The organism is Nocardia seriolae NBRC 15557 (assembly GCF_007990715.1).
GTDB classification, from domain to species: domain Bacteria; phylum Actinomycetota; class Actinomycetes; order Mycobacteriales; family Mycobacteriaceae; genus Nocardia; species Nocardia seriolae.
In genome coordinates this window covers 18,372-28,810 of sequence record NZ_BJWY01000102.1, presented here as the reverse complement: position 1 = coordinate 28,810, position 10,439 = coordinate 18,372, and the positions used below count along the sequence as shown (strand labels likewise).

14 protein-coding genes are annotated in these 10,439 nt (G+C 69.2%); 4 read left to right on the top strand and 10 right to left on the bottom strand.

From position 1 onward, the window contains the following. Window positions 1–514, top strand: a 514-nt coding sequence (locus NS2_RS26220; protein WP_036547711.1) for a ClpP family protease, incomplete at its 5' end; no start/stop codon positions are given. 12 nt (window positions 515–526) lie between these two features. Here NS2_RS26220 and NS2_RS26215 read toward each other — a convergent pair. The 7 genes from NS2_RS26215 to NS2_RS26185 form a co-directional block, all read right to left on the bottom strand. Then, a complete protein-coding gene (locus NS2_RS26215; protein ID WP_052086836.1) occupies window positions 527–1,441 on the bottom strand; it encodes a DUF4333 domain-containing protein in 915 nt (304 codons plus the stop codon). After that, the gene (locus tag NS2_RS26210; protein ID WP_052086835.1) at window positions 1,438–2,001 is read right to left on the bottom strand and encodes a serine/threonine-protein kinase; all 564 of its coding nucleotides are present in this window, start codon (window positions 1,999–2,001) and stop codon (window positions 1,438–1,440) included. Before NS2_RS26210 ends, NS2_RS26215 begins: the two co-directional genes overlap by 4 nt. 163 nt (window positions 2,002–2,164) lie before the next feature. Then, window positions 2,165–2,599, bottom strand: coding sequence for a helix-turn-helix domain-containing protein (locus tag NS2_RS26205; protein ID WP_045438944.1), 435 nt, complete (start codon window positions 2,597–2,599; stop codon window positions 2,165–2,167). Between the two features lie 257 nt (window positions 2,600–2,856). Beyond that, window positions 2,857–3,324, bottom strand: a complete 468-nt coding sequence (locus NS2_RS26200) for a DUF5130 domain-containing protein (RefSeq protein WP_033090021.1) — start codon at window positions 3,322–3,324, stop codon at window positions 2,857–2,859. Further along, entirely contained in the window at window positions 3,311–3,589 is a 279-nt protein-coding gene (gene ctaJ, locus NS2_RS26195) for an aa3-type cytochrome oxidase subunit CtaJ (RefSeq protein WP_033090020.1), read from the bottom strand. Before ctaJ ends, NS2_RS26200 begins: the two co-directional genes overlap by 14 nt. Before the next feature lie 78 nt (window positions 3,590–3,667). Then, the gene (locus NS2_RS26190; protein ID WP_052086834.1) at window positions 3,668–5,281 is read right to left on the bottom strand and encodes a glycoside hydrolase family 13 protein; all 1,614 of its coding nucleotides are present in this window, start codon (window positions 5,279–5,281) and stop codon (window positions 3,668–3,670) included. A gap of 152 nt (window positions 5,282–5,433) precedes the next feature. Next, window positions 5,434–5,838, bottom strand: coding sequence for a globin (locus NS2_RS26185; protein WP_033090019.1), 405 nt, complete (start codon window positions 5,836–5,838; stop codon window positions 5,434–5,436). Window positions 5,839–6,105: 267 nt separating this feature from the next. Between NS2_RS26185 and NS2_RS26180 the strand changes: the two genes are divergently transcribed. Next, on the top strand, window positions 6,106–6,837 hold the full coding sequence (locus NS2_RS26180; protein ID WP_172416829.1) for an HNH endonuclease: 732 nt from the start codon (window positions 6,106–6,108) through the stop codon (window positions 6,835–6,837). A 65-nt stretch (window positions 6,838–6,902) separates the two neighbouring features. On the opposite strand, the gene NS2_RS26175 is transcribed toward NS2_RS26180, so the two are convergent. Beyond that, window positions 6,903–7,520: a helix-turn-helix domain-containing protein gene (locus tag NS2_RS26175; RefSeq protein WP_081986191.1), complete on the bottom strand. Its 618-nt coding sequence runs from the start codon at window positions 7,518–7,520 to the stop codon at window positions 6,903–6,905. A 75-nt stretch (window positions 7,521–7,595) separates the two neighbouring features. Between NS2_RS26175 and NS2_RS26170 the strand changes: the two genes are divergently transcribed. Both NS2_RS26170 and NS2_RS26165 read left to right on the top strand, forming a co-directional pair. Next, complete coding sequence (locus NS2_RS26170; RefSeq protein WP_081986188.1) at window positions 7,596–8,357, top strand: AzlC family ABC transporter permease; 762 nt, start codon at window positions 7,596–7,598, stop codon at window positions 8,355–8,357. 43 nt (window positions 8,358–8,400) lie between these two features. Next, window positions 8,401–8,718 carry an AzlD domain-containing protein gene (locus NS2_RS26165; RefSeq protein WP_033090018.1) on the top strand — a complete coding sequence of 106 codons (318 nt, stop codon included), beginning with the start codon at window positions 8,401–8,403 and terminating at the stop codon, window positions 8,716–8,718. 2 nt (window positions 8,719–8,720) lie between these two features. Here NS2_RS26165 and NS2_RS26160 read toward each other — a convergent pair whose 3' ends face one another. Continuing rightward, window positions 8,721–9,452 carry a dienelactone hydrolase family protein gene (locus NS2_RS26160; protein WP_033090017.1) on the bottom strand — a complete coding sequence of 244 codons (732 nt, stop codon included), beginning with the start codon at window positions 9,450–9,452 and terminating at the stop codon, window positions 8,721–8,723. A 308-nt stretch (window positions 9,453–9,760) separates the two neighbouring features. Next, entirely contained in the window at window positions 9,761–10,432 is a 672-nt protein-coding gene (locus NS2_RS26155) for a DUF8185 domain-containing protein (RefSeq protein ID WP_033090016.1), read from the bottom strand. Window positions 10,433–10,439: the final 7 nt, after the last annotated feature.

Here is a 10,439-nt window from a genome sequence, read left to right as displayed (position 1 = left end):
AGTACTAACCGAGCGCATCGTCTACCTCGGCACCCCCATCGACTCCGGGGTGGCGAATGCCCTCATCGCGCAGCTACTCCACCTCGACGCCGAGAGCCCCGGGCAGGACATCAACCTCTACATCAACTGCGAGGGCGGCGACCTCTCGGCCATGCTCGCCATCTACGACACCATGCAGCACATCCAGTCCCCGGTGGTGACCACCTGCGTCGGCCAGGCCATCGCCGTCGGCGCGGTCCTGCTCGCGGGCGGCGCGAAGGGGCGACGCAACATCCTCCCCCACGCCCGAATAGTCCTGCACCAGCCCGCAACCCGCGGCCAGGGCACCATCCCGGACCTCATCCTCCAAGCCGACGAAGTGGTCCGCATGCGAGCCGAAATCGAAGCCATCCTCGCCACCCACACCGGCCAATCCCCCGAAACCCTCCGCCGAGACACCGACCGAGACCGAGTCTTCACCGCCGAGTCCGCCCTCGACTACGGCCTCGCCGACCAAATCCTCGGCCCGCGCTGACGAACCGCCGGGTCAGTACGGGCTCAGCGAGACCGTGATGTCTGCGGACGTCCCCTCTATGTTGCCGACCGCGGCTGTGACGTCTCGGCGCGAATTGTCCTGTTTTGTAATGACGCAGCGGGTCGAGGCTCCGATCTTCAGCTTCAGTGGATCGGGGCAGTTCACAGATTTCACGTCCGAGAACTTGGATCCCACAGCCCGTTCCAGGTCACTGCGGTCGATCACTCGATCGGAGGATCCGTTCAATGACGGGATGACGACGCCGAAGACCGCGCCAATGGCAAGAGCGACAGCCACAATCGTCAGTACCCCGAGGATGACTCGCACCGGATACCGTCTCCAGTACCCTCTCAACCAGGTAATCGCACCCCGCGAGGCGGGCGGACCGAGCCGGGCAGGTACGGCGGGTCCACCGGGGTCACCCACCCGAACGAGGGTGTCATCTCCCCGGATCCGAATGGGCGCAGGTGGTTCCGTGCGCGGCGGCGGGGATGCGGGACCGGCCACCCTCGACGGAGAGGCAGCCTCCAGCGCGGCGGTCGCGTTGGCGGTCGGCATGGACTCGAGGGTGCGCGCAGGAGCATTCACCGTCTCCGCGGTCCGCGAAGTACGTTCGGGGACCGCGGGTTTCGGCGACGGTGCGATCGGGGCCGCAGTGTCGCAGGCCGCCAGAGCGGCATCGGCGAACGCACCGCAACTGGCGAAGCGGTCGCCGGGCTGCTTGGCCGTCGCGGTCGCGATCACCGCGTCCAGGGCCGCAGGCAGTTCCGGGCGGATCGCTCGCGGTGAGGGTGGCGGTTCCATCAGGTGCGCGCCGATGACGGCGGCCTGATCCTTGCGCGGGTAGGGCGGCCGTGCGGTCAGCAGCTGGTAGAAGGTGCAGCCGAGGGAGTAGATGTCGGTGCGGTGGTCGGTCGGCTGGTTCATGAAGCGCTCGGGGCGGCGTAGGCGAAGCTGGCGGCGACGGAGGAGAGGGTGACGGTGTCTTCGAGGGTTTTGGCGATGCCGAAGTCGGTGAGCACGGCGCGTTCGCCGCGGCGGCGGTCGTGGTCTATGAGCAGGTTGGCAGGTTTGACGTCGCGATGCAGAACACCTTGGGCGTGGCCGTGATCCAGCGCGTCGGCGGCATCGGCGAGCAATTGCAGTGCGCGAGCCGGGTCGAGCCCGCCCGGTTCGGCAGTCAGCAAACCGGCAGCATCGCCTCCGGCGATATAGCGCATGGACAGCCACAGCGCCGGATCCCCGGGACCGCTGCGGTCGTACACGGCAACGATATTCGGATGTTCGAGCCGGGCCGCGAGCTTGGCCTCCCGTTCGAACGCGGCGCGGGCACCGGGGTCGTTGGCCAGCATGTCGTTCAGAATCTTCAGTGCGACAAGGCGTTCCAGGCTGGGATGCCGCGCCAGGTAGACCACGCCCATGCCGCCCGCGCCGAGCTGCCGCTCGATGACGTATCCGGCGAATTCGGTCCCCGCCCGTAATTCCACGCCGACTCCTGAAGCTGCCTGCCGGGTGCCGACCGTCCCCGAAACGACTGCGGCCCACCCGAACTGTAGAACACCCGGTCCCGGGATCGAAGCGAATCGGGTATCCGGCGGCTCTCCAGCCGGGCCGTCCCGCGCGGCGGCGCGAGTGTCGTCCGAGTCCTGGTCAGGCGGCCAGCGAGAGCAGAGCCTGGCCCGAGTACCGCTGCGGCACCGATGTCCGGGCGAACGAGGCGAGTTGCCGACGCCGCAGCTCCTGCGCCACCTGCAAGGTGAGACCGCCGAGGCTGATGCCCAGGGCTCCGGCCAGTGCGGCGATCATCTCGCTCGAGGGCTCCTTGCGACCGCGTTCCACCTCGGACAGATACTGCGGCGAAATCCCGGCCCGCCCAGCGGTTTCGGTGAGCTTCTCCCCCTGTTCGAGCCGCAGCGCCCGCAATTGCTCGCCGAGCGCCTCGCGCCACAGCGGCTCGCGGTCGGCGGGCTTGCGTGCTCCCGCGGGCCGCCGCTCGCCCGGGCCGGACGGGCTCTGCCCGCCGTTCGGCCGAGCCGATTCGTCGAGACCACCGGGAATTGCGCGCAAACGCGGATGCTCGGACATACCCCGAGCGTAGGTTTCGCGGCCCTGTCCCCGCGCCCCGATCTGCTGTGGGCGAACTTCCATGGAACTCCGGCCGGGGGGCAGAGACACCCACGGACACAACGCCGCCGACCCTGACACCACGGCCTTCGAGACACCACACCGCGGCCGTCGAGCCTCCACCCCGTCCCTCGAGACACCACGCCCGGCCCTGGAAACACAACGGCCCGGCCCCAGAATGCGGGGCCGGGCCGAAGTTCGTCTCGCGCGGGAGTCCGCTACACGCGCCCGATGGCGGCGGCCATCACGCGCACGGCGGAAACCAGGCCGTCGATCAGCTCGCCCTGCCGGAAGGAGCTGGTGGCGGCGGTGGCGCCGAGCTGGCAGACGCGGTCGTTGGCGCGTTCGGCGACGTCGCGGCCGGAGCGCACCTCGACGGAGCTGGTGTTCGGGTCCACCGCGATGAGCACCGAGCGGGCGGCCTCGGGGGTGCCGGGGAACAGCGCGTCCACGCCGGCGGCCGAATCCGCGCCCAGGTCACCGATGTAGATGTTGAAGCGCACCTTGGTGGCCCGGGTGGCATCGGTGAGAGCGTTGTCCATGAGCAGCCGCTCGCGGTCGGTGAACGGCGCGTCATTGAACAGATCGCCGGCCTCGTGCACACCGGAGACGCGGCCGCTGGAGGTGATCGCCCAGCCGTGGGGTAGGTCCGCCTCGTTCACCGCGGGCCAATTAGAAGTTGCCACTTGCCCGGCCTCCGATCAGCTCCGCGTGGGCGGATTCGATAGCCGCATGGTCGCCATGCGAATCAGCAGTGTCGTGGTGGCCGGAACCGGTCACCTCGTCGGTCGCGCTCCACAGCACCGGAGGCTGCGTCCACTTCTCACCGAGTTCGTAGTGTTCCGGTCGCTTGCCCGGCAGCGGCTTGCCGAGGAACGACAATCCGGCGATCACCAGATAGATCGCGACCGGGATGCCGACGTAGATCAGCACTGTCTGGAGAATGCTCACGGCCCAACGGTAGTCGATGCCGCCGCGACTACTACGACCGGTAAGGGGTAGTGCGACCGTGTCGTAACAATCGTTCTTTCACACCAGCCAGGCCGCGGAGTTCGCCGGAAGTTTCCCGGCGCTGATGGGAGCGCTGGTCAGCAACACGTCCCCGGCGGGCAACAGAATCGGCGCGTCGGTGGCGTTGAGCACGCACAACAGTCCGCTCTCGCGCCGGAAAGCCAGGCAGCCGGGCAGACTTCCGTACCACTCCAGCTCGCTCCCGGTGAATTCCGGCCGCACCGCCCGCAATTCGATCGCCATCCGATACAGCGACAGCATGGAATCGAGGCGCTCCAGCTGCGTCTCCACGCTCACCGCCGCCCACTCCGGCGGCATGGGCAGCCACGGCACGCCCGCGGTGAAGCCGAACGGCGGCCGCTCCCCCTCCCACGGCAGCGGCACCCGGCAGCCGTCCCGGCCCCGCTCGGTGCGCCCGGACCGTTCCCAGGTGGGATCGCGCAGCGCGGCCTCGGGTAGGTCGTCCACGTTCGGCAGCCCCAATTCGGCTCCGTTGTAGACGAATACGGCCCCCGGCAGCGCCAGTTCCAGCAGGATCATGGCCCGCGCCCGCGCCTGCCCGACGGCCCCGCCGCCGTAGCGGGTGACCTCGCGTTCGATGTCGTGGTTGGACAGCGTCCAGGTGGGCGACGCGCCGACCCCGGCGACCGCGCGCAGCGAATTGTCGACGGCGGCGCGAATCCGCTCGGGGTGGAAGGGGGTCTGGGCCAGTCGGAAGTTGAAGGCCAGGTGCAGCTCGTCCGGTCGCACGTATTCGCCGAAGCGGGTGTTGTCGTTGATCCACACCTCGCCGATGGACACCGCGTGCGGGTATTCGTCGAGCACCTTGCGGATGCGCCGGTGGAACTCGTGCACGCCGGGGTTGTTGAAACGCGGATCGTCGTCGTCGAGCCGCAGCATCTGCGTCGGTATGCGGTCCATGTCGGGCAGGCCCGGCGGTTTGGCCATGCCGTGCGCGACATCGAGGCGGAACCCGTCCACGCCACGGTTCAACCAGAATCGGAGAGTCTGTTCGAAATCCGCTGCGACCTCAGGGTTTTCCCAGTTCAAGTCGGGTTGCTCGGCCGCGAAGATATGCAGGTACCACTGCCCGGGTCTACCGTCCGGTTCGTTCACCCGGGTCCAGGCCGGGCCGCCGAAGATACTCGGCCAATTGTTCGGCGGCACCGCGCCGTCGGGCCCGCGACCGTCCCGGAAGTGATACCGCGCCCGCTCCGGACTCCCCGGCCCCGCCGCCAGCGCGGCCCGGAACCACGGATGCTGATCGCTGGTGTGATTGGGCACCAGGTCCATGGTCACCCGCATGTCCCGGTCGTGGGCCTCGGCGATGATCTCCTCGAGCGCCCCGATGCCACCGAAGAGCGGATCGATATCGCGCGGATCCGACACGTCGTAGCCGCCGTCGGCCATGGGCGAGCGCATGACCGGGCAGATCCAGAGCGCGTCCACCCCGAGCAGTTCGAGATAGCCCAGCTTGTCGCGCAACCCGCCCAGATCGCCCACCCCGTCGCCGTCGGAGTCGGCGAAGGATCGGGGATAGACCTGGTAGAACACCGCCGACCGCCACCATGGGGCGGGCGTGGCCGCCCCCGGCACCTCCCCGGGTCCCTCGCCCGCGGCGGCCGTGCCCATCACCGAACTGTCCGTCACAGCGGTAATGGTGCCAAAGCGCACCGACTTTCGCGGGCGCGTCGTGCGGACTTGTCCAGTTTCAGCAAATGATCAGCGGCCGAGGACGGGGAGTCGCAAACGCTCTGCGGCACCGCGACTTCTGCGAATCGAATTCAGATGGGCGAGTTCATGAGCGAATTGGCAGCCATTTCGAAGTAGCCGAGCAGCTGCTGCCGGTGCGCGTCGTCGAGCACCTCCGGCTCGATCTCGGCAACCGCGATGTGCATGGCCCGCAGCCACGCGTCCCGCTCGATCGGGCCCACCTTGAAGGGCATGTGGCGCATCCGCAGCCGGGGATGTCCGCGCTCGTCGGAGTAGGTGCGGGGCCCGCCCCAGTACTGCTCCAGGAACATCCGCAGCCGCCGCTCGGCCGGGCCCAGATCCTGCTCCGGATACAGCGGCCGCAACACCTCGTCCGCGGCCACCTCGCGATAGAAGGCGGCCACGATCCGATGGAAGGTCTCCTCCCCGCCCACGGCCTGGTAGAAGGAAGTTGCAGTCTGCTCGCCCGAAGTCACAGACCCATTCTGCCCACTGCCGCGATTGCCGGCCGAGCCGCACCCGTACCCGGTGTGACAAACGACACTTTGTACACCGTCTGCTCCGTCGACACGAGTTGCTCGACGTGCGGCGCGCCCGGGTGCAGGATTGTCACGTCCCGTTCATCCGAATGTGCCCGACAATGTGTGAAATCACCGTGCAATGTGCGCCAACTCATGGTCAACTGGGTGGCAGTCTGCCGAGATACCACACAATCGGACGAATACGAAACCGGGGTATGGCCCATGAAGCAGCGGCACGGTGCCCGACACGAGGCGCGCACGCATCGACAACTCCAGCCCGCCGACGTCCACAATCGTGGGTCGGGGGCTACTCCGCTGCACTTGCTGTCCGAACATTCTCATTCCGAGCATCACCCGGGCGCTCATCCCGAGCCCGCCCATCCGGGCGACCACCGCGAGCATTCGCACCATCCGCCCACCGCAGCACCCATTCCCGCCTGGGCCAAACGTCGTGTGCTGCTGCTGAACGCCACGTACGAGCCGCTCACCGCCCTGTCCGCACGTCGCGCCATCGTGCTGCTGATCTGCGACAAGGCCGACACTGTGCACGACAATCCGGAGGGTCCGGTCGTGCATTCCGCCGGCACCTCGGTGGCGCTCCCCTCGGTCATCCGACTACGCAACTATGTGCGCGTCCCCTACCGGGCACGGGTACCCATGACCCGAGCCGCCCTCATGCACCGCGACCGCTACCGCTGCGCCTACTGCGGCGGCAAGGCCGAGACCATCGACCACGTCATCCCGCGCAGCCGCGGCGGCGCGCACTCGTGGGAAAACTGCGTAGCCTCCTGCGCCCCCTGCAACCACCGCAAGGCCGACAAACTCCTGAGCGAACTCGGCTGGACCCTGCACCACCCGATGGTCGCCCCCAAGGGCCCGCACTGGCGGTTGCTCTCGGCCAGCTCCGAGCTGGACCCGACCTGGCTCCAGTACCTCGGCGAGGGCGCAGCCTGATCCGCCAGCCCGGCCGGCGCCTGGCGGATCAGCGAGTTCGATTGGGTCGCAATGGGATTTGCGGATCAGCTGTATTCGCTGATCAGCATGCCCCAGGTGCCGGGTTCGAGGGCTTCGAAGACGTGGGGCATGTCGCCGGGGTAGCAGATGTAGTCGCCGGGGGCGAGTTCGACCGGGGCGTCGGCGGGCCCGACCTTGGCGCGGCCCACGCAGAGGACGACGTGTTCGACGACGCCGCGGCTGTGCGGGTCGGATTCGCGAGGGTGGCCGGGTTCGGCGGTGAGGCGGTAGATGTCGCGGCGGACCGCGGGCGGGGAGGCCGCCAGCAGGGCGATTCGGTATTCGGATTGGCCGGAGGCGAGGGCGGGCGCCTCACCCGCGCGGATGACCTGGACCTGAGGGCTGGGCGGGTCGAGGAGCCGGGAGAACTGGATGTCGAGGGCGATGCAGAGTGCCCACAGGGTTTCGATGCTGGGGTTTCCCGAGCCCGATTCCAGTTGGGACAGGGTCGATTTGGCGATGCCCGCGCGGCGGGCGACCTCGGTCAGCGAGAGTCCGGAGCGGGCGCGCTCCCGGCGCAGAGCGGCGGCGATGGCCTCCTGCGGAGACTCGGTGGTGGCCTCGCGAGAAGACGCTGACGTCTCCTGCGCGGGCACCGGCAGGGAGCTGTCTGGCTGGGTCATGATGGGGTTCACAGTACCGGGGATCCCGGGGCGCCCCTTTGACGAACCCGACCCGGTGTGTTCATTATATTAGACATGCGTTCGACATGGCGAACACTCGATCGGGGTGTGCTCACAGGTATCGCGGCGATCTGCCTGGCAGTCGCCATGATCGGCGTATCCTACGGCGCCACCGCCGTGACCTCGGGACTGCCCGGCTGGTTGCCGGTACTCATGAGTGTGGCCGTGGTCGCGGGCGGCTCGGAATTCGTCTTCATCGGCATTCTCACCGCGGGCGGCGGCCTGGTGGCGGCCGTACTGGCCGGACTGCTGGTCAATGCCCGGCACCTGCCCTACGGCCTGTCCGTGCCCGACGTGGTCGGCACCGGCTGGCGGCGCCTGCTCGGCACCCACGTCATGAACGACGAATCGGTGGCCATGGCCCTGGCCCAGCCGGATCGAGACCGCCGACGCGCCGCCTACTGGCTGTGCGGGCTCGCCGTCTTCGCCGCCTGGCCGCTGGGCGCCGCGATCGGCGCTGTCCTCGGCTCGGTGGTGCCCGATCCCAATGCGTTCGGTTTGGACGCCGTCTTCCCGGCCGTACTGTTCTCGCTGGTGATTCCGGCGCTGCGTGAACCCCTCACCCGCACCGCGGCTCTCGCGGGTGCGGCGGTGGCCGCGGCTACCGCGCCGTTCCTGGGCGCCGGCCTGCCGGTGCTCCTGGCGCTCACGGCCGTGCTGCTCGTCGTGCGGCGCGCCGGTGCCGATACACCTGCCGCGCCGGGCGATCCCACCGCCGCTGCGGGCGATCCGGCCGGGATCACGGCCACCGCCACCGCGACCGCTGGGACCGCCTGATGCGTACCGTCTTTCACAGGACCGCTCAGCGAGGCGTGCGCCGATGACCAAGGCGCTGCTCATGGGCGCGATGGCATTGGCCGTCGGCACCTTCGCATTCCGCTTCGCCGGACCACTGTTGCGCCGCCGGGTCAAGATCTCGCCGCGGACCATCCGGCTGCTGGAGATCGCCTCCGTCGTACTGCTCACCGCGCTGGCCGTCACCACGCTGATGCCCACGGGTGGCGGACAATTCGGCTGGGCGCTGCCCGCGGGCGTGCTCGTCGCGGCCGGATTGGCGTGGAAGCGTGCGCCGTTGCTGGTGGTGATCCTCTCGGCCGCCGCGGTCACCGCGGGGCTGCGGATGCTCGGCGTGCATTGACCTCACCCGGCGCGCAGCAGATCCGCGAGCCGGGCCCAGGAGTCCTCCGCGATTTCGGGGCGGTACGACTCCCGCCCCGGGAACAGGAAGGCGTGCGGGGCATCCTGGTAGACGACGATCTCGTGCTGAATATCGTTGACGCTCAAGGCCTCTTCGAGTTCATCGCGGGCCTCGGCATCGATCAGCGGATCCGCGCCGCCGAAGAACAGCACGACCCGGCCGGTGATGCCGGGCGTGGCTTCCACGGTGGGTTCCGGCGTAGACAGCGGGATATCGGTATCGGTCAGCCAGCCCGGGTAGAACGCGGCGGTGGCGGCCAGCGGCAGCTGGGTCGCGGCATAGTAGGCGGCGTGCCCGCCCGCGCTGAAGCCGACCATGTTCAGCGAAACCACATCGCGACGACGCAGTTCGTCGAGGCAGGCGGAGACGTCGTCGACCACGCCGGGACGGCTCAGGGTGCGCAGGAGTTCCAGGCCGCGGTCACGATCGACGTGCAGTTCCAGCTCCGCGCGCGGGTCGGCGCGGTGGAAGAGGTCCGGCATGACGGCGACGACGCCCAGCGACGCCAGCCGCTCGACGGCGGCCCGGGCGGTGCCGTGCAGACCGTAGATCTCGTGTGCCACAACGACTCCGGGGTACCGCCCCGGCTCCGCCGGACGGGCCGCATAGGCGGTCATCACGGATTCGCCGACCTTCAGGTCGATCCACTCGGTCACGATCGCGGCATCGCTCATGCCGCCAACGTAGTCCCGAACCGCGCCGGGCGGCCACTCGCCGCCGACGGCGTCTCATCCACCCACCACGGGCGCGAAAGCCGGTGCCAGCAGGGCAATGCCCAGTGCCACGCCCGCCAGAATGCTCCTCAGGATCGTCATGTGATCGCCTCCCCGACAGTTGCGTTCGATCCGATTCGACCGTAGCCGGGCCCGAAAGGCGGTACGAGCCAGGAGATTCGGTGCCCCGCGCATTCGGGGCGGGCCGAATCAGTACGCGAAAGAGGGCTCAGTGCACAAACAGGGGCATCAGCGCGCGAACCAGGCGATCAGCGCGGCAGCAGCGGCAGGGCCGGACCGCGGCGGCGGGCGACCGAACCGTAGCGGGCGTCCAACCGCAGCCAGGTCCGGGCCGCGCGCACCCGCACGATCTCGTCGACCGAGATGCGCCGCGAGGCGGTCTTCTCCCCGCCGTGCGGAATGAAATCCATGGCGGCAAGGGCGAAGACCACGCGCATGGGCACCTCGACCCGCTCGCCGCCGCCGGACACGGTCAGCACCGTCTGGTCCAACAGCGCGGCGGGCGGGCCGTGCTGGCTACCGTGCTCCTGCGCCAGTTCGGCTCCGCGCTCGGCCAATTCGACGAGCATGCGCGCGGGTACGTCGTCGATGTGGACGAACCCGGCCTCCGGCGGCAGCGCGGTTCGCCACGCCGAATCCATGGCGTAGCCGAGACCGAAGGCGTGACCGGCCTCTGGCCCGTGCAGGCCGGCGAGGATCGTGTCCCCGCCGACCGTCACGTCGTCCATCCCGAGCTCGGCCACCACGGTGCGCACCGCCAGTGCCTCGAATCCGGTGGCGGCCCAGGCGGAGACGTAGCGGTCGCCGCGGCGGCGCAGCCGGATCACCGCCGCCGGGTCGAGGCGCAGAGCGTGCGATATGAAGGTGGCCAGGTTCTCGCGTTCCGCAGGATCCGGAACGTGCAGGGTCAGTTCCGACAACGGTCGT

Coding starts and splice junctions, on each gene's coding strand:
- NS2_RS26215 (WP_052086836.1), bottom strand. CDS start 1,441: ATGAACCAGCCGACCGACCACCGCACCGACATCTACTCCCTCGGCTGC.
- NS2_RS26205 (WP_045438944.1), bottom strand. CDS start 2,599: ATGTCCGAGCATCCGCGTTTGCGCGCAATTCCCGGTGGTCTCGACGAA.
- NS2_RS26190 (WP_052086834.1), bottom strand. CDS start 5,281: ATGGGCACGGCCGCCGCGGGCGAGGGACCCGGGGAGGTGCCGGGGGCG.
- NS2_RS26170 (WP_081986188.1), top strand. CDS start 7,596: ATGCGTTCGACATGGCGAACACTCGATCGGGGTGTGCTCACAGGTATC.
- NS2_RS26180 (WP_172416829.1), top strand. CDS start 6,106: ATGAAGCAGCGGCACGGTGCCCGACACGAGGCGCGCACGCATCGACAA.
- NS2_RS26175 (WP_081986191.1), bottom strand. CDS start 7,520: ATGACCCAGCCAGACAGCTCCCTGCCGGTGCCCGCGCAGGAGACGTCA.
- NS2_RS26160 (WP_033090017.1), bottom strand. CDS start 9,452: ATGAGCGATGCCGCGATCGTGACCGAGTGGATCGACCTGAAGGTCGGC.
- NS2_RS26165 (WP_033090018.1), top strand. CDS start 8,401: ATGACCAAGGCGCTGCTCATGGGCGCGATGGCATTGGCCGTCGGCACC.